The sequence below is a fragment of the Campylobacter concisus genome (assembly GCF_003048445.1).
In the GTDB taxonomy this organism is placed as follows: Bacteria; Campylobacterota; Campylobacteria; order Campylobacterales; family Campylobacteraceae; genus Campylobacter_A; species Campylobacter_A concisus_BF.
Genome location: NZ_PIQW01000004.1, coordinates 53,626 through 71,693, shown reverse-complemented (window position 1 = coordinate 71,693; position 18,068 = coordinate 53,626). Strand labels below are relative to the sequence as shown.

The window sequence follows — 18,068 nt, the reverse complement described above, 5'->3', positions numbered from 1 at the left end:
TAGTGCTAAGCCGTATGATTTTATAATTTAAATTTACAAAAATAATTATTAAAAGATATTTGCCTTAGGATAATAACTAAAAGATAAAATTTGGAATTTAAAAATAAAAAGGTGGGAAAACTCCCACCTTAAAAAAGATTACTGGACTTTGCCAGATTCAATTCTTTCTTTATAGATTTTGCGAAGTTTTCTTATATCGTTTTTAACTTCGAATACACCATGCCAGTGTGAATAGTCAGGACCGCCCATTAAAGCACCTTGTCTCATACGACGACCTTCATGGTGCCACATATGATAATAGACATCTTGGAATTCATCTGACCAAGCATCTTCTAGTAGTAGGTTTTTAGCTTTCAACTCTTCAAGCATCTTAGTTGCTTCAGCGCTATAAACGTTATAAAGCTCTACTTGTTTATCACCCATAATGAAGAAGTTATCTGTGTGAGTTGTAGAGTGGCAAGCTTTACAAACTAGTTTCATCTCAGCACGTGCTTTTTCAGGATCGCCACTTGGGTGACCTGCTAGAGGCGTTCCTATGGTTAGTTTGCCAGTTTTTTCGTAAACAACAGCAGCTTGTTCATCACCAGCTGTTCTTAGCTTACTGCTGACGCCCCATAGGTTCCATTTTAGTCTTCTTGAAACATTGTGAGTTGTTGTTGTTTCACCAACACCACTCATGTGGCAAGCTGCACAAGTTGGAGCTCTAAAGTCTGGTACATCCCATGTATCAGGAGCAGCATCAAAGTTCCATTTGTGAGCTTCACTGTTATAGATATGTCCGTGCATTGAGTTGTTAAAGATCTCAATATCTGGGTGATCAGGTCCAAGGTGGCAAGATGCACAAGCAGCTGGTTTTCTAGCTTCAGCTACGCTAAATGTGTGCGCGCTGTGACATGATTTACAGTTACCTACGCCACCATCAGGATAAACATTACCTATACCGTAGTTTGGCCAAGTCTCTTTTGTAGGTTTGTGATCAGCGTCTAGTTTGATGACGGTTCCGTGGCACTGTGTACAACCAGTAGCGTCTGGAGCCATTTTGTATTCTGGATGATCCATACCTTCATAGTGATACATTAGTTTTACCATCGCAGGGTTAGCATACATTTGCATAGCACCTCTTGCGTGACCACTCTTAACAGATTCTTCAACCTCATTCTCGTGGCACTTAGCACAAGTTTTTGGGCTAACTAGCATTGAAACGTGGTTGTTAGAATCTTTTGGATGCACCTTAACTGAAGCCATAGGATTATCTGCATTTACAGAGTGGCAATCCATACAACTTACGCCAACGTGAGCGTGGCGACTATTTTTCCAATCGGCAACTATGCCGGGTGTCTCTTTAGCGTGGCACTCAACACAGCTTTTTGATAAGTCTGACATTTTGTGAGCAACTTTAATGTTTTTTACAACATTAAGGTTTAAAGCGTCAGATTTATTTGCATCCATGTTTGCGGCAAAGCCAAAAGACATTAGACAGGCTAATAACATTAGCGACTTTTTAAACATCTCTCCTCCTTACTTGGTTTTATTGTTTTCTTGTTTTTTAATTGCTTCAAATTTATCCATTTCTAGTCCTAAATTCTTGTGGCCAACATGCTCATGGCAGTCAACACATGATTTCTTATTAGGATTTCCAAGAACGAAATAATCTCTATGTGGCAAGAATGATTTACCAGCTTGAATAATATTTTTTAAATTTGAGTGGCAAGTCATACAACCACTATCATAGACAAAGTGAGATGCATGCTCGCGTTTTTTATGCCAGTCGATCTTGTCTGTATCTGTAAAAAATGTCTTATAGCCATCATTTATCGATACTTTAAGTTTTGTAAGTACATAGGTATAGGCACTTGTGTGGTCCAGGTGACAGGCTGAACATTCAGCTTTTATGCCAAGCTTGTTATTGCCACCATGTACATCTTCATGATATTGCAGCATCATAGGATCCATCGTGTGACACATGGTACAGACAAATCCACTACCAGTCGCATGAAGTACATCAGCTATACCCATAGAAGCGATAAAGCCGATTACGATGCCTATTATCACAGATGACCAAACAAAAAATTTCTTCTTAACTTCAGCCAAAATTTCCTCCTGAATTTATCAATATATCGTAAATTTTTACGAAAATTTTAGACGAATACTATCCAAAAATATATAAATTTTTTCTTTAAGTAAATGAAAATATTTATTTGATATTAACTTTCAATAAGAATAAATTTCTTGTAGCCCACCTACATTTTTTTCTAGAATTTGGTTCTTTTCATCAAGTTTGACCAAACCATTTGTTTTAAATTTATTTAAAATTCTCGAAAAAGTTTCCGGAGTCATATTGAGTATCGATGAAATTTTTGTATGCTTTAGTTCATTAAATAGATCTTCGTGATCTAAAATAAACCTAGCTACCTTCTCTTCAGAGCTTAAGATGAGCTCTTGGTGGAGTAAATTTGTAGTTATTCTTATCTTTTGAGCCATTGATTTTAGAAATTTCATGCAAATTTCTGGCTTTGTTAAAAATTGTGCTTCAAATTTTTCATAATTTATCTTTAAAACTTCACCAGAGATAGTAAAAATGGCGCTTGCAGGATATGGGATATTTTCAAAATTTACAACTTCAGCTACAAAATTCATAGGCGCAAGCTGATGAATAAAAATTTCTTTACCATTTGCCGTAGTTTTATAAAGTTTAACCGAACCAGTTATCAAAAATGTAAGCCACTTTGGCTCCTCGCCCTCTATAAATAAAAACTCGCCTTTTTTGTATTTTTTAACAACGCTTATTGCTTCAAGTTTGGCTAGGTCCTCGGCGCTAAGACCTTGGAAAAATGGGATTTGTTCTATCATATTTCACTCGCTTTTAAAGATGAAAAAGCATTTTAGCATAAAAAATAGGACAAAATTTAACGGATTTCAAAGGGAGCTTTCTCCCTTTGATTTAAGAATTTATTTTTTAAGAAGATCTCTGATCTCAGTTAGAAGTGCTATATCAGCTGGAGTTTCAGGCTCTGCAGGAGCTACCTCTTCTTCTTTTGGTAGTTTATTTTTAAGTGTATTTAAAGCTTTGATGACGCAAAAAATACAAAATGCAATGATTAAAAAATCAACCATTGTTTGTATAAATGAGCCATAGTTTATCGTAACAGCTGGCGCACCTTCTGCTGCTTCTTTTAGTGTTAGCTTAAGATCAGTGAAATTTACACCGCCTGTTATAGCGCCAACTACTGGCATGATAATATCGCCAACTAGTGATGAGACAATCTTTCCAAATGCTCCACCGATAACAACACCAACTGCCATATCTATGACATTTCCGCGCATCGCAAATTCTTTAAATTCACTGATAAAACTCATTGCTTTCTCCTATAAATAGTTAAATTTTCGTGCGGATTTTATAAAAACTATGCTTTGCTTAGCCTAAAAATTTAAAATTACATAACTTTAAATTTATCAAGCTAGTGTTATAATCCAAACTTCAAATTTAACGTAAGGAATGAGCTTATGTATCGTTTTGCACCCTCTCCAACAGGAGATATGCACATAGGAAATTTACGTGCTGCTATTTTCAACTATATTTGTTCTTTGCAAGATAAAAGTGGCTTTATTTTACGCATAGAAGATACCGACAAAGAGCGAAATATCGAGGGAAAAGAGAAAGATATCTTAGAAATTTTAAGCAAATTTGGCATAAAACCAGAGCAAATTTACATCCAAAGTGAAAATTTAAAATTCCACAGACAGCTTGCATCAAAGCTTCTCATCGACAAAAAGGCCTTTGCCTGCTTTTGCACCGAAGAAGAGCTCGAAGCAAAAAAGCAAAAAGCAAAAGAGCAAGGCGTGGCATATAGATATGACGGCACCTGCGAGAGATTAAGCGACGCTGAAGTTTTAAACTGCGAGAAGCCATTTGTCATCCGCATGAAAAAACCAACACGTACGATGAGCTTTACAGATGCGATCAAAGGTGAGCTAAGTTTCGAGCCAGACGCAGTTGATAGCTTTGTCATCATGAGAGCGGACAAGACACCGACTTACAACTTCGCCTGCGCGGTTGATGATATGCTTGAGGGCGTGACCTTTGTCATACGTGGCGAGGATCACGTGAGCAATACACCAAAGCAAGACCTCATACGCGAGGGCCTTGGCTACACTGGCAAGATGAACTACGCGCATTTGCCTATCCTTTTAAATATAGAGGGCAAAAAAATGAGCAAGCGCGAGAACGAATCAAGCGTAAAATGGCTTTTTGAGCAGGGATTTTTACCTGAGGCGATCGCAAACTATCTGATACTTCTTGGCAACAAAACTCCAACTGAAATTTTTACCATCGAAGATGCGGTAAAGTGGTTTGATATAACCAAAATTTCACGCTCACCTGCTAGATTTGACGTGAAAAAACTTGAGCAGATAAATAGAGAGCACATCAAGCTTGCTTCAAAAGAGCGCATAAAAGAGATATTTGGCGTGGATGATAGCAAGGTTGAGCTAGTTAAATTTTACACTCAAGAAAGCTCACTAGTGCCTGAGATAAAGGCAAAAGTAGAGGCTATATACTCACCGAAAATAGCTCCAGATGAGTACAAAAACGAATTTGAGATCATCAAAAAAGCAGCTCGTAATTTAAAACCGTGCGAGAGCTTTGATGAGTTTAAAAAAGAGCTTATGAGCGCTACAAATTTAAAAGGCAAAAACTTTTTCATGCCGCTACGTGCGCTGCTTACAAACGACCTTCATGGCCCTGAGCTTAGCGAGCTCTATCCACTCATCAAAGATGATCTAGGCAAAATTTTAATCTAGGAGCAAAAATGATACTTTCCACCCTATTTTCAGCGATCGCAAACATTTTACACCTTATCATCACGGTCTATACGTGGATCATCATCGCAGCGGCTCTTATTAGCTGGGTCAAGCCTGATCCTAGCTCGCCAGTCGTGCAGCTACTTTACAGGCTGACTGATCCTGTTTATAGCTTCATTAGACGCTACATCAAAACAGAATTTAACGGCATCGACTTTGCTCCACTCATCGTGCTTTTAGCACTTCAACTCATAGATCAATTTTTAATAAGGCTTTTATTTGTTTTTGCTGCGTCACTTTAGTATCCTCTCTTTAGCCTGCGTTGCTCTTTTAGCTAAAATTTACACCTACGAGGAGCTAAAAAAAGAGCCAAAAAGCCTTGCAAAAGACTACTACATAAACCGCCTTATAAACGAGGGCAGCTACACAAAAGAGCAGATAGCTGAGCTTTCACGCGACGTTTTTAGAAAAAGTGGCTTAGTTCAAAAATCAATCAATAAAATTTTACCTCCCAAAGCAGCCCCTAGCAAATGTCCTGGCATAAACGCAAGCAACATCACAAGTGCCAGCTTGGCTTGCCAAAATTTACTAACAACAATGAGCTTTTCTCTAAAGCTTGATAGCAAAACTCGTGAAATTTTAGCGGCAAATCTTGCAAGCACAAATCCAGAAAAAGCTAGGATTTTACGCACTTTAAACGAGGCAAACCCGGCTCTTAGCTTTGCAAATGCAAACGATACAAAGAGCTTTTTAGAGCTTTTTAACGCTTCAAACCCACAAAGTAAAAATGCCATTTTTAGTGCAAGCTTTGAAGCAAATTTTATGAACAAGCTCTACATGCAAAAGGGCTTTACAAATTTATTAAACGACGTCGTGTTTAATAAAAAATATGAAAGCTTTAGAAGAAATTTACTTAACATAGATCCAGCTCTCACTGAAAAAAACGACGCATTTACACTTGGGCTAAACGCCATCTTACTTGGTCAAAATGACGTTGCATTTAGTTTTTTCACAAGAGCTAAAAACACCTTTGATAGGGCTTGGCAAAGGGACAATGCCACATTTTGGCAGTATGAGCTAAGCGGCGATGAGAACTTTCTAAAAGAGCTAAGTGCTAGCAAAGATGCAAATATCTACTCACTTTATGCAAGAGATTTGGTCGGTGGCGAGCCACTTGAGGTGATCGTGCCAAGGCCTAGCAAGCAAAATATCGAAAATTTTGATGTGAGCGATCCGTTTTTATGGAACAAAACCACGTCCCTTGCAAAGGATATGAACGCCACGCAAGCAAGCGAATTTGCGATGAAATTTTACACAAACGAGAGCATCGGCGCATACGCATACTTCATGCAAAAGGCGCACGGCTGGGAGAAGCAGTACTTTTTGATGCCAAACTCACCAGAGCTTGAGGGCATCAGCACTGAGCGAAAGTCGATGATCTACGCACTAGCAAGGCAAGAGAGCCTCTTTATCCCAAGCGTCGTTTCTACCTCTTACGCCCTTGGTATGATGCAGTTTATGCCATTTCTTGCAAATGCGATCGGCAAAAAAGAGCTAAAAATTCCAAATTTCGACCAAGACGATCTTTTTAAAACTGATGTTGCATTTAAATTTGCAAATCACCACCTAAACTACCTTGATAAATTTCTCTATCATCCACTCTTTACGGCCTACGCGTATAACGGCGGTATCGGCTTTACCAAAAAAATTATCACAAGAGATGATATGTTTAAAGAGGGGAAATTTGAGCCGTTTTTATCGATCGAGCTAGTCCCAGTGGCTGAGACTAGAAACTACGGCAAGAAGGTGCTTGCAAACTACGTGATCTATATGGCGCTTAATGGTTCCAGTATAAAGATTTCGCAACTTTTCGAAAATTTAACAAAACCGGCTTTGACTGATAAATTTCGAAACTAAGCGCGAGATCGTCGCTTTGCTTACTTGGTGCGGTCACTTCGTAATAGACCGCCCAAGGCATAGAAAATCCAGCAAATTTAAGCATCTCGTCACTTTCATCAAGCAGCCTTGCATTTGTGGCATTTGAGTCGCCATTTACCTTTATATTGCTCAAATTTTGCGCATGCTCTTTTGGGTTTATCGCTACTAAAAAGTGCTCTTTGCTCTCGTCTAAATTTGAATTATATATAGGATTTAGATAGGTTGCGATTATAAGCGTTCTATCGGTGCCATCGATGATCTCGCTCTTGCTTGTGTAGGCTAAAAGCTCATTTTTTAGTGGCTCATGCACGATCACTTTTTGATCGGCACAACCAAATATCATCAAAACAAATATAAAAAATAGTGTAAATTTTCTCATAAAAAACTCTTAAAACATTAATTTTTCTCGCATTTTAGCATTTTATTTTTTAAATTTCACTCATAAATTTTAAAGCCAATATGAGCTATAATCGCAAGAAATTTTAACAAAAAAGGCTCTTATGAAAAGACTTGCCATTGCTTTTTCTGGCCCTTCAAATAGCGGAAAAACGACGCTTATCTTAAAAGTCGCAAAAAAATTTATAGATGATGGGCTAAAGGTCATTGTGGTCAAGCACGACCCAGGCGACAAGGCCAAATTTGACGTTGAAGGCAAGGATAGCTTTAAATTTTCCCAGGCAGGAGCCGACGTAGTCGTGATGAGTCCAACTAGAACGACTTATTTTTCACAAAGCTCACAAGAGATAGGCGAGGTCATAAGGATGATCGGCGAGTTTGACATGCTCTTGGTCGAGGGGCTAAAGACGCTACCACTGCCAAGACTAAGTGTCTTTAGAGGCGAGATCGATGAAGCATATCTTAGCTTTTCAGATGCGATCGCTACTTATAAAGAGCAAGTTCCCTACGAGATCACAAATCTAAATTTAGACGATATAGACGCCATTTGTGCGTGGATAATCAAAAATGCAAAGGCTGTATAATGCAAGAACTAAATCAAATTTTTAACACCATTAAAGATATCGCAAAAGAGATAAGCGAGGTCATAAAATACGCCGATCTTGGCTACACAACTCACGAAAACGCAACTGGCGACACACAGCTAAAGCTTGACGTCAAAAGCGACGAGATCATCACGGCTAAATTTAAGCAGCTTTCATGCGTAAAAGCGCTAATTAGCGAAGAGAAAGAGGACGAGTTTGAGATAAATAAAAACGCTAAATTTATCATCGCTTACGATCCACTCGATGGCTCAAGCCTAGTTGATGTAAATTTCGCCGTTGGCTCGATCTTTGGCATCTACGAAGACGAGGTAAAACCAGAAAATTTAATAGCCGCAGCTTACAGCATCTATGGTCCAAGACTTGAGCTAGTAATTGCCGAGAAAAATGGCGCTTTACCTAAATTTTATAGGCTTGGCAAAGATGGCGAGTTTAAATTTGTAAAAGAGCTTGAGCTAAAAGAAAAAGGCAAGCTAAACGCCACGGGAGCTACGCAAAAAGGCTGGAGTCAAACCCATAGAAACTTCATAAACGAGCTATTTAACGAGGGCTACAGGCTAAGATACTCAGGTGCGATGGTGAGCGACTTGCATCAAATTTTACTAAAAGGCGGCGGTCTTTTTAGCTACCCAGCAACGAGCGATCACCCAAATGGCAAGCTAAGGGTTGTCTTTGAGGTGTTGCCATTTGCCTTTATATATGAAAACGCAAAGGGCGCAACGACAGATGGCAAAAACCAAACACTTTTTGATATAAAAATAGAAAAAATTCACCAAACTACGCCATGCTTCTTTGGCTCACGTGATGAAATTTCTCTTTTGCATAAATTTTACGAGCAAAAATAATGCAAGAAGCACAAGCAAACGAGCCACTTGACGCATTTGAGCTAGCCCTAAAACAAAAGGCAAAGATCATGCAAGAGTGCCAAGAGCAAAAAGGTCGCAAAAGCTGTTTTAACTGCGAGGCATTTTTTGACTGCGAGACGAGGATAGAGTATGTAAATAGCTGCTACAACTCGATGTCAAAAGGCAACACCGGCAGTGACGGCGGATTTGATTTTTAAATTTAAAGGAAAAATATGAAAGAAAAAGCTTATATAACTACTCCGATTTATTACGTAAATGACGTGCCACACATCGGTCACGCCTACACGACTATCATCGCTGACACACTTGCTAGATTTAACCGCTTGCAAGGCAAAGAGACCTACTTCATGACTGGCACAGACGAGCATGGTCAAAAGATCGAGCAAGCAGCTCGCGCTAGAGGCAAAACGCCAAAAGAGTATGCTGATGAGATCAGTGCGAAATTTAGATCGCTTTGGGATGAATTTGAGATAAGCTACGACCATTTTATAAGGACGACCGACGAAGAGCATAAGCAAACCGTGCAAAATGTCTTTGAAAAGATGCAAACAAACGGCGATATCTACAAGGGCGAGTACGAGGGCTTTTACTGCGTTAGCTGCGAGACATTTTTTAACCAAAGAGACCTACTTGAGGACAACCGCTGTCCAGACTGCGGCCGCATGACATCTTTGGTTAAAGAAGAGAGCTACTTTTTCAAACTTTCAAAATACGAAGACGCGCTTTTAAAATGGTATGAAAACGACGAGCTTTGCGTCATCCCAAAGGGCAAGAAAAACGAGGTCGTAAGCTTTGTAAAAGGTGGGCTAAAAGACCTCTCTGTGACAAGAACGAGCTTTGACTGGGGTATAAAGCTACCAAAGAGCGCAAACGACGACAAGCACGTTATGTACGTTTGGCTTGACGCGCTCATAAACTACCTAACAACACTAGGATACTCAAGAGATAACGCTAGAATGGACTTTTGGCCACACACCACACACATCGTTGGCAAGGACATTTTGCGTTTTCACGCAGTTTATTGGCCAGCATTTTTGATGAGCCTTGGCTTGCCACTGCCAAAACATGTCGCAGCGCACGGCTGGTGGACGATAGATGGCGAAAAGATGAGCAAAAGCAAAGGCAACGTCATAAACCCAAGAGAGGTCGCAAACGCTTATGGGCTTGAAAATTTCAGATACTTTTTGCTTAGAGAGGTGCCGTTTGGACAAGATGGCGACTACAGCCAAAAGGCCTTGATCGAGCGCATAAACTCAGAGCTTGGTAACGGACTTGGCAACTTGCTAAGCCGCATAGTAGGCATGAGCGCAAAGTATAGCGACTACAAGATCGACTCAAAAGACGTGATGAAATTTCACAAAGCCGAGCTTGATGAGGCGAAGGGCTATCTTGATGAGGCTATTAAAAATTTAGAAAATTTAGCGACGAACCGCTACTTAGAGGATCTTTGGAAGGTCGTAACGCTGGCAAACGCAGCCGTTGCGAAGTATGAGCCATGGTCACTTGTAAAAGCTGGCAAAAGTGACGAGGCAAACGCACTTGTGGCACTTTGTGCAAATTTACTTGCAAAAGTGGCGATACTGCTTAGCCCAGCTATGCCAAAAACATGCGCTAAGATAGCTGACACGCTTGGCTTTAGCATAGATACGGCATCTTATGAGAGCCTTGTCTTAAAAAATGAAATTTCAAATTTTACCGCAAAAGCTACTGAGCCACTCTTCCCAAGGATAGAAAAAGAGCTAATGGGCGAGGCAAGCGAGCCAAAAGTAGAGACAAAAGCTGAGCCAAAAGAGGAGAAAAAAGAAGAAGATATCATTAGCATTGATGACTTTGCTAAGATAGTGATAAAAGTAGGCGAAGTGCTCGAGTGTGAGAGGGTTGAGGGCAGTGAGAAACTGCTTAAATTTAAGATAGATCTTGGCGAGGAGCAGCCACGTCAAATTTTATCTGGCATCGCCAAATACTACGAGCCTAGCTCGCTTGTGGGCAAGCAAGTTTGCGTTTTAGCAAATTTAAAAGAGCGAACGATGATGAAAAAATACGTCTCACAAGGCATGATCCTAAGCGCATCAGACGGCTCGCTAACGCTTCTTGGCACGCAGGGCAAGGTCAAAAACGGCGCGATCGTTGGCTAAATGACGATAGAAAATTTAACCCACATAATAAATGGGCAAATTTTAAACAACCCAAGCATCTCAAGCGTGACTAGCTTCGCGTTTGAGGCTAAAAATATAAAACGAGGCTACGCTCTCATCGCCACGCAAATCGATCAGATCGCACCTGCGATAAAGCAAGGTGCCTACGCCATCATTAGCGAAGAGGATATCACGCCAAGCGACGATGAGATAGCCTTCATCAAGGTGGCAAGCTTGCAAACGGCTATCATCAAGCTCATGCGCTTTGAAGCGATCCACAAAAATATCAAATTTTGCGCGGTCAATCCCTTCATAAAAGCGCTTTTAGAGAAGTCACACCTTGAAAAAAACGCCCACGTCATACCTGAAAATTTAACCGAGCTTTTTTATAAAATTTTCCATGCAAATTTGTTTGACACATTTTTTAGTGACGATACGAGGATACTTCAAAGGCTCTCGCTGCTTTACGAGACAGCATGGACTGACACAAACATAAGCGTGCTAAATCCAAGCTCGATCTTTTTTACAACGCTCATTTACGATGACAAATACTATCAAAATTTAAGCATTCCAAGGGTTTTTGCTGGGATGTTTTGCGGACTTCTTGGCTATCTTAAGAAAAATAATATCGGCTTTAAAGTGACAGAGAGCAGAATTTTATCGCACTTTGACCCAGTCTTTATCGACAAAGACTTTAAGCCAGTTGGTTTTGGTAACAGTTTTAGAGCTGTGATAGCCGAAGAAGACGAAGAGCTATTTTTAACTGAAAGCATATTTCTAAGGCGAAATTTCAGCGAAAGCGAGCTTAAATTTTGCCTGCCAAAAGATAGCACGCTAAAGGTTGAAAACGCCATTTTTTATGAAAATTTAGACGAGATAAAAGAGCTGCAAAATTTCGTCTATGCCCTTGTACTTTGCAAAAAAGAGGATCTGCTTGATAGCTTAAGTCAAAGCAAAGAGCAAGGCGGACTCTTTTAAATTTAGAGCCAGAGCCTAAGCCCTGGCAGTTTTTTACTCACCTAAGAAGTATTTTAGATCAGCTTGAGCGTCGCCGCTAATTGGTCTAACGTTAAATTTATCCACTAAGAAATTTATGATCTCTTCATTGAAAAATTTAGGCAAGCTTGGTCCTACGTTGATATTTTTGATACCAAGGCTAAATAGCGCTAGCAAGATGATGACCGCTTTTTGCTCCATCCACATTAGCACGATAGAAACTGGTAGGTCATTTACTGCGATGCCTGTTGCCTCGCTTAATGCTAGAGCGATCTTAACTGCGCCGTTGCTGTCGTTGCACTGGCCAAGGTCGATGTAGCGTGGTAGCTCGGTGCCTGGGACGTTGCCAAAGTCGATGTCGTTAAATCTAAATTTACCGCAGCTTGAAGTAAGTATCACGCAGTCTTTTGGAAGGCTAGCAGCTAGCTCTCTATAGTACTCACGTCCCTTGCCAGGTGCGTCACAGCCAGCGATCACGAAAAATCTGCGGATCTTGCCAGTGTTTATCGCATCTAAAATTTGTGGGGCTAAAGTTAGGATAGTCTTGTAGTGGCCGCCAGTTACTAGGCTCTCGTCGCTATCAAAGCCGCTAACATCGCCACAGGCTAGTGCGCACTCGATAAGTGGAGTGAAGTCGTCGTTTTCGATGTGTTTTACGCCGTTTGTACCTGCGATCGAGTAGCCAAATAGCCTATCAGCGTATGTGCAGTTTGAGCGTAGTGGCACGATGCAGTTTGTGGTCATCAAAATCGCGCCTTTAAATTCGTTAAATAACTTAGTTTGGTCAAACCACGCCTTGCCGACGTTGCCTTTTAGGTGGCTATACTTGCGTAGTTCTGGGTATCCGTGAGCTGGGAGCATCTCTGAGTGAGTGTAGATGTTGATGCCTTTATCTTTTGTCGCCTCAAGTAGCGCTTTTAGAGCGTGCAAGTTGTGTCCGCTTACTAAGATCGCCTTGCCCTCGACCTTGTTTTGGCTCACTCTAACTGGTGTTGGGATGCCAAATTTAGCCGTGTGAGCCTCGCTTAGCAGGTTCATCACCTCAACGCCAGCACCGCCTACTTCAAGAAGCTGTTTAATATGCTCATCGAAGTTGAAATTTGAGTTTGTAAGCGTGAAATAAAGCGTATCAGCCATAACGCGATCAACGTTGCTAGTATCAGCGCCAAGCTCGTGTGCGTGGTGGCGGTATGCGCTAAGGCCTTTTAAGCCAAAAACCATCGTATCTTGCAAAAGTGCTAGCGTGTCACTCTTGCCACAGGTGCCCATAGGCTGACCCTTTGCACCGCATCCATCCTCAGCGCTCATCTCGCACTGATGGCAAAACATCTTCATATCTTTCATCGTCTCTCCTTTAAATTTAAAAATTTAAGTGGATTTTATCCTAGGTGGCTAGCCATTTTGGTTGATAGCAGTCAAGAAAAGTTAAATTTAAATTTTAGTTGTTAAATTTAAGGTTTTATGATTATGGATATCAAAATATAAATTTAAAATTTACCACAAAGAGTTAATAAAATTTATAAAAAAACGATTTACATTTAAATTTTATTTAAAGGATGAAAATGAAAAATTTATTACTAGTGGTATTTGCCGCTTTTATGCTTTGTGGCTGCGCTCCAAAGGGGATATTTGTCACCTTACCTGACGAGCAAGCGCCTTCAAATGTTAGCAAAAAGACAAAAATTTACATCGAAAGCGTCAAGGATGTAAGAACCTTTGAAAACGACCCAAAACAAGCCAGCACCCCATCTTTATACAAGCACAATGTAAATGAAGTTAGCGCAAAAGAGAAGCAAAAATACATCGGTAGGACGAGAAACGGCTATGGTAAAGGGCTGTGGAACGTCATTTTAGAAAACAACCAAAACGTGAGCTCAGTGTTAAGGTCGCGCATAGAGGAGGCCTTTAAGGAAAACGGCTATCAAGTCGTAAAAGACAAAAGCCTAATCGATGAAAACACGCTCACCGCAAGCGCTAAGATAGATAAATTTTGGTCTTATATAGCTCTTGGTTTTAGCAAGGTTGGGCTAAATATGGATATAGACACGCTCTTAAGTGTCAAAGACAAAGAGATAAAGACTGAGCTAAAACGCTCTGAGTTTTATTTTCTGGTGACAAATGATGACTTTTCAAACATCATAAAAACTTCTCTAAAAGAGTACAAAGAGAAGCTTGCAAAGCAGATAAGTGAGCTAAATTTAGAGTAAATTTTAGGCTAGCTGCTAAATTTATAGTAGCTAGCTTTTAAATTTCAAAGCAGATTTCACTTTTTGTAAGGGATTTTATCAACGGCGTTTGCTTTTTTAAAGCCATTTAGCCTTAGCCTGCAGCTATCACAAAGCCCGCACGCCTCATCCTCACTCTCGTAGCAGCTCCATGTAAGCTCTATTGGTGAATTAAGTTCAAGTGACTTTGCTACTATATCAGCCTTGCTTAAATTTACAAGTGGCGTGATGATCTCGCAAGAAAAATCAGCCGACGTGCCTAAATTTATCGCCTCATTTATGCTTTTTATAAAGCTCTCTTTGCAGTCAGGATATCCAGAGCTATCCTCCTCGACCACGCCTATGTAGATCGCCTGTGCCCCCTCTTTTTCAGCAAGTGCTGCGGCGATTGAGATAAATACACCATTTCTAAACGGCACGTAGGTGTTTGGCACGTCCTTGCTAACGCCATCTTTTCTTATCTGCAGGCTCTTATCCGTTAGCGAATTTCCACCTATTTGAGCGATGAAGCTAACGTCTAAATTTATTTTTTTAACCACGCCCAGTCGCTCACATATCTCGTCAAACGCACGCTTTTCTCGCTTCATAGTCCTTTGGTTATAGTCAAAATGAAGTGCGACCACATCATACCCAGCCCTCTTTGCCATCACAGCGCAAAGCGTGCTATCCATGCCGCCGCTCATTATACAAACTGCTTTTTTCATATTTTGCCCTTTAAATTTGCTAAAATTATACAAAAATTTACTAAGGACAAGCCAAAAATGATACTTTGCGAAGAGAGTTATCCAGAAATTTTAGATCAAATTTGCTCATATCTAACGCCTGGAGAAGTTGAGCTTTTATTTATCAATAAAGATGAGATGAGAGAGCTAAACAGATCTGAGCGTGGCATAGACAAAACCACTGACGTCTTAAGCTTCCCCCTTGAGCTTGTCATCCACGCCCCACTTGGCTCAATCGTCATAAACAAAGATATGGTAAAAGAAAAAGCAGCCGAGCTAAATCACAGCGAAGAGGCTGAAACTGCACTACTTTTTACACATGGCTTGCTGCATATCTTGGGATATGATCACGAAAAAGATTACGGGCAGATGAGAGAGAAAGAGTGCGAGGTGATAGCTAAATTTAACCTGCCAAAAAGCCTAATCGTAAGAAGTGAAGATGTTAGGCTAATTGATCTTATAAACAAAAAGGGCTAATAAAGCCCCTGTTTTAAACACTCTCTTTTTTTGTCTCTAAATTTTCAACTTTTGGCGTAAAAGCCTTATTTATCTTTCTTATCCAGATAACAAGCGAGATAAATAAGATGAAGTAAAGCACGTAGCTAGCGATAGGCCAGCTGGTACTTGTGCCGCTATCTTTTATCGAGATCACGTTTCTAAACTCGTTTAGCATAGAAATTCTATATCCATAGTATTTGATAGTGACGTTTTTATCGCTATTTGTAAAGCCTTGAGCCTTGGCTTGGATGTCGGCTGAGTTAAATTTAAAATAAAATGGAAAGCCCCACGCCGTATCTTCGTTTCTATAAGCCATAACTTTTTCAGCGTTTTTCGCATCTTTTGTGTAGATAAAATAGACATCTCTTACAGGCCCATCGGCTGGGTTTTTAGCGTCTATTATGCCATCTTTATCCATACGTTTTACGTCGCCGCCAGTTATCTGCACGCTTGCGTAGTGCGGAAATGAAAAATCAACCAAAAACGCCAAAAACAGGTGCAAAAGCACAACAAATGTAACGCAAATTCTCTTTAAAAATGTCATCATTTCTATCCTTTAAATTTGCACTATTTTATGAAAAGATAGCTTAAATAAAGGGGGCAAAGCGCCCCCATAAATTTAAGCCTTTTTGTTAAGCATAAATTTTAAAAGCTGAGCAAAGAAGCAGATGCCGCCGATTATCAAAATCGTATCGCCAAGCATCCTTAGCCATCTTAAATTTTGCAAGTGTGACTGTTGTAAAAACTCAGCACTTCTTGCATACCACATGCCCTGCTCCAAGCTTGCAAATGCTTGATAAATTCCTATTGGAAGTAGTGAAAGCACGATCATTAGCATAAGTCCTGCATTTAGTCCCCAAAAGCCAACTTTCATCAGATTTTCATCAAATTCTTGCCCTTTAAATAGATAAGTAGCCACAAGCCAAACAAAGCCAAGTGCCAAAAATCCATAAACACCAAATAGTGCCGCGTGTCCGTGAACTGGCGTTGTATTTAGTCCTTGGATGTAAAATAGTGAAATTGGAGGATTTATCAAAAATCCAAAGACACCAGCACCTAGCATATTCCAAAAGGCAACTGCGATGAAGCAGTAAAGTGGCCACTTAAGCGTTTTTGCCCAGCTTTGAGCAAACTGGAGTTTGTAGTGCTCATACGCCTCAGCTCCAAGCAAGACCAAAGGCACGACCTCAAGCGCTGAAAAGCTTGCACCAATAGCCATTATAGGCGTTGTAGTGCCTGCAAAGTAGAGGTGATGGAAGGTGCCTGGGATCCCGCCTATCATAAAGAGTGACGCACTTGCAAGCGTTGAAAATGTCGCAAATCTTTTTGAGACAAGGCCCAAAGAAACAAAGACAAAGGCAAGTGATGCTGTCGCAAATACCTCAAAAAAGCCCTCAACCCAAAGGTGTACAACCCACCAGCGCCAGTACTCCATCACTGGAAGCGGACTTCTTTGACCATAAAATAGCCCTGCTCCGTAAAACAAGCCAACCGCAACCGCTGACATAGCAAAGATAGCAAGTAAATTTTTATCGCCTTTGTTTTTAAACCCACCTGCAAATCCACGAAGAAGCAGAAGCATCCAGATGACAAGACCAACAAACAAAATGATCTGCCAAACTCGTCCAAGATCGATATATTCATATCCTTGATGTCCAAGCCAGAAGCTTAAATTTATAGGCATGATGTTTGCGATAGCTAAATATTCGCCCACAAAACTGCCAACTACAAGGAAAAGTAGCGCGTAAAAGAGCAGATCAACGCCAAGCTTTTGAAACTTTGGATCCTTGCCGCCATTTATGATAGGGGCTAAAAATAGTCCAGCTGCTAAAAATCCGGTCGCTATCCAGAAGATACTAGCTTGTATATGCCACGTTCTAGCAAGCGAATAAGGAATGTAGGCTGATAAATTTATGCCATAAAATTCTTGTCCTTCGACTGTGTAGTGAGCCGTAAAACCACCTATTAAAATTTGAAACGCAAATAGTGCCAGCGTGACAAAGAGATACTTTTTAAGCGCCTTTTGCGATGGTGTTAAATTTAGCTTTTTAAGCGGATCTTCGCTGATAGGCTCAAGCTTTTCATCGTCTTTTTTGCCATAAAATGAGCTAAACCAAACAAGCAAGCCAATGCCAGCTAGAAGTATCACGAGGCTTGCAATCGACCAAAAGACATTCTCACTTGTTGGCACGTTATCGATTAGTGGTTCGTGCGGCCAGTTGTTTGTATAAGTTGCCTCGCTACTAGGTCTGTTTGTCGCTGTCGCCCAGGCTGACCAGAAGAAGAAGTTGTTTAGATCAGCTCTGTCGCTAGCATTTGGAAGCGTATTTTCTTTCATCGCATAAGCTTCTCTTAAAGGCTTAAATTTAGGGTCATTACCAAAAAGCGCAGCATACTCGCTAGCTACTTGACTTATTGCCTTTAGCCTATCAGCGCTTAGCACAAATTTATCGTCCTTTACGCTATTTTCTCTATACTCTTTTTTGAGCAAAACCTTTAAATTTGCCTTTTGCTCGTCATTTAGTTCAGCGTATTTTAGATGATAAATTTCATCAGCTTTGATCTCTAAAAAGGCAACTAGCTCTTTGTGAAGCCAGTCCGCACTCCAATCAGGCGCTTGATATGCTCCGTGTCCCCAAACAGAGCCAACCTGCATACCGCCTATGCTTTGCCAAGCCTCTTGACCTTTATAGATACTCTCTTTGTCGATCACGACCTTGCCATTTTCGTCAGTGAAATTTACAACTGGAGGTGAATTTCTATAAACCTCAACGCCGTAGTAGCCTAAAATACTAAAGCAAACTACCAGCACAGCAACAAGTGCGAGCCAGTATCTTTTGTATTCACGCATTGATTCTCCTTTTTTAAAATTTAGGAGAAAGTTTATCTC

The 18,068-nt window shown here is 40.4% G+C and carries 19 protein-coding genes; 10 read left to right on the top strand and 9 right to left on the bottom strand.

Annotated elements, in window-relative coordinates:
• Positions 1–138: 138 nt before the first annotated feature.
• The 4 genes from CVT14_RS03385 to mscL all read right to left on the bottom strand — a co-directional run bounded on the left by CVT14_RS03385 (position 139) and on the right by mscL (position 3,357).
• Complete coding sequence (locus CVT14_RS03385; protein WP_107849696.1) at positions 139–1,509, bottom strand: multiheme c-type cytochrome; 1,371 nt, start codon at positions 1,507–1,509, stop codon at positions 139–141.
• 9 nt (positions 1,510–1,518) lie between these two features.
• A complete protein-coding gene (locus tag CVT14_RS03380; RefSeq protein ID WP_021086437.1) occupies positions 1,519–2,091 on the bottom strand; it encodes a cytochrome c3 family protein in 573 nt (190 codons plus the stop codon).
• Positions 2,092–2,211: 120 nt separating this feature from the next.
• Positions 2,212–2,850 (bottom strand): Crp/Fnr family transcriptional regulator, encoded by a 639-nt coding sequence (locus CVT14_RS03375; RefSeq protein WP_021089651.1) that lies wholly within the window; start codon positions 2,848–2,850, stop codon positions 2,212–2,214.
• A gap of 99 nt (positions 2,851–2,949) precedes the next feature.
• Positions 2,950–3,357 (bottom strand): large-conductance mechanosensitive channel protein MscL, encoded by a 408-nt coding sequence (mscL, locus tag CVT14_RS03370; RefSeq protein WP_107849695.1) that lies wholly within the window; start codon positions 3,355–3,357, stop codon positions 2,950–2,952.
• 147 nt (positions 3,358–3,504) lie between these two features.
• On the opposite strand from mscL, the gene gltX reads away from it, so the two are divergent.
• The 3 genes from gltX to CVT14_RS03355 are packed head-to-tail and all read left to right on the top strand — an operon-like array spanning position 3,505 to position 6,717.
• Positions 3,505–4,800 (top strand): glutamate--tRNA ligase, encoded by a 1,296-nt coding sequence (gene gltX, locus CVT14_RS03365; RefSeq protein WP_103643269.1) that lies wholly within the window; start codon positions 3,505–3,507, stop codon positions 4,798–4,800.
• Between the two features lie 8 nt (positions 4,801–4,808).
• Entirely contained in the window at positions 4,809–5,102 is a 294-nt protein-coding gene (locus CVT14_RS03360; protein ID WP_087581083.1) for a YggT family protein, read from the top strand.
• Entirely contained in the window at positions 5,080–6,717 is a 1,638-nt protein-coding gene (locus tag CVT14_RS03355) for a lytic transglycosylase domain-containing protein (protein ID WP_107849694.1), read from the top strand. Before CVT14_RS03360 ends, CVT14_RS03355 begins: the two co-directional genes overlap by 23 nt.
• On the opposite strand, the gene CVT14_RS03350 is transcribed toward CVT14_RS03355, so the two are convergent.
• Positions 6,638–7,117, bottom strand: a complete 480-nt coding sequence (locus CVT14_RS03350; protein ID WP_035142413.1) for a hypothetical protein — start codon at positions 7,115–7,117, stop codon at positions 6,638–6,640. The genes CVT14_RS03355 and CVT14_RS03350 overlap by 80 nt on opposite strands.
• 121 nt (positions 7,118–7,238) lie before the next feature.
• On the opposite strand from CVT14_RS03350, the gene mobB reads away from it, so the two are divergent.
• Genes mobB through CVT14_RS03325 form a run of 5 tightly spaced genes read left to right on the top strand, consistent with a single transcriptional unit; the run spans position 7,239 to position 11,715 of the window.
• Positions 7,239–7,718: a molybdopterin-guanine dinucleotide biosynthesis protein B gene (mobB, locus tag CVT14_RS03345; protein ID WP_107849693.1), complete on the top strand. Its 480-nt coding sequence runs from the start codon at positions 7,239–7,241 to the stop codon at positions 7,716–7,718.
• The gene (locus CVT14_RS03340; protein WP_234403109.1) at positions 7,718–8,581 is read left to right on the top strand and encodes a class 1 fructose-bisphosphatase; all 864 of its coding nucleotides are present in this window, start codon (positions 7,718–7,720) and stop codon (positions 8,579–8,581) included. The genes mobB and CVT14_RS03340 overlap by 1 nt, the downstream gene beginning before the upstream one ends.
• A complete protein-coding gene (locus CVT14_RS03335) occupies positions 8,581–8,799 on the top strand; it encodes a hypothetical protein (protein WP_002940116.1) in 219 nt (72 codons plus the stop codon). Before CVT14_RS03340 ends, CVT14_RS03335 begins: the two co-directional genes overlap by 1 nt.
• Positions 8,800–8,814: 15 nt before the next feature.
• The gene (gene metG / locus CVT14_RS03330; RefSeq protein WP_107849691.1) at positions 8,815–10,737 is read left to right on the top strand and encodes a methionine--tRNA ligase; all 1,923 of its coding nucleotides are present in this window, start codon (positions 8,815–8,817) and stop codon (positions 10,735–10,737) included.
• Complete coding sequence (locus CVT14_RS03325; RefSeq protein ID WP_107849690.1) at positions 10,738–11,715, top strand: ferrochelatase; 978 nt, start codon at positions 10,738–10,740, stop codon at positions 11,713–11,715.
• Positions 11,716–11,748: 33 nt separating this feature from the next.
• Here the strand turns inward: CVT14_RS03325 and hcp are convergent, their stop codons facing one another.
• Complete coding sequence (hcp, locus tag CVT14_RS03320) at positions 11,749–13,077, bottom strand: hydroxylamine reductase (protein ID WP_021087657.1); 1,329 nt, start codon at positions 13,075–13,077, stop codon at positions 11,749–11,751.
• 218 nt (positions 13,078–13,295) lie between these two features.
• Between hcp and CVT14_RS03315 the strand changes: the two genes are divergently transcribed.
• Positions 13,296–13,940: a flagellar biosynthesis protein gene (locus CVT14_RS03315; protein ID WP_107849689.1), complete on the top strand. Its 645-nt coding sequence runs from the start codon at positions 13,296–13,298 to the stop codon at positions 13,938–13,940.
• A 56-nt stretch (positions 13,941–13,996) separates the two neighbouring features.
• On the opposite strand, the gene queC is transcribed toward CVT14_RS03315, so the two are convergent.
• A complete protein-coding gene (gene queC, locus CVT14_RS03310; protein ID WP_107849688.1) occupies positions 13,997–14,695 on the bottom strand; it encodes a 7-cyano-7-deazaguanine synthase QueC in 699 nt (232 codons plus the stop codon).
• Positions 14,696–14,719: 24 nt separating this feature from the next.
• On the opposite strand from queC, the gene ybeY reads away from it, so the two are divergent.
• The gene (gene ybeY / locus CVT14_RS03305; protein ID WP_107849687.1) at positions 14,720–15,157 is read left to right on the top strand and encodes an rRNA maturation RNase YbeY; all 438 of its coding nucleotides are present in this window, start codon (positions 14,720–14,722) and stop codon (positions 15,155–15,157) included.
• A 13-nt stretch (positions 15,158–15,170) separates the two neighbouring features.
• Here ybeY and CVT14_RS03300 read toward each other — a convergent pair whose 3' ends face one another.
• A complete protein-coding gene (locus CVT14_RS03300) occupies positions 15,171–15,725 on the bottom strand; it encodes a DUF1523 family protein (RefSeq protein ID WP_107849686.1) in 555 nt (184 codons plus the stop codon).
• A gap of 72 nt (positions 15,726–15,797) precedes the next feature.
• The gene (locus CVT14_RS03295) at positions 15,798–18,029 is read right to left on the bottom strand and encodes a nitric-oxide reductase large subunit (RefSeq protein WP_107849685.1); all 2,232 of its coding nucleotides are present in this window, start codon (positions 18,027–18,029) and stop codon (positions 15,798–15,800) included.
• Between the last annotated feature and the right edge of the window lie 39 nt (positions 18,030–18,068).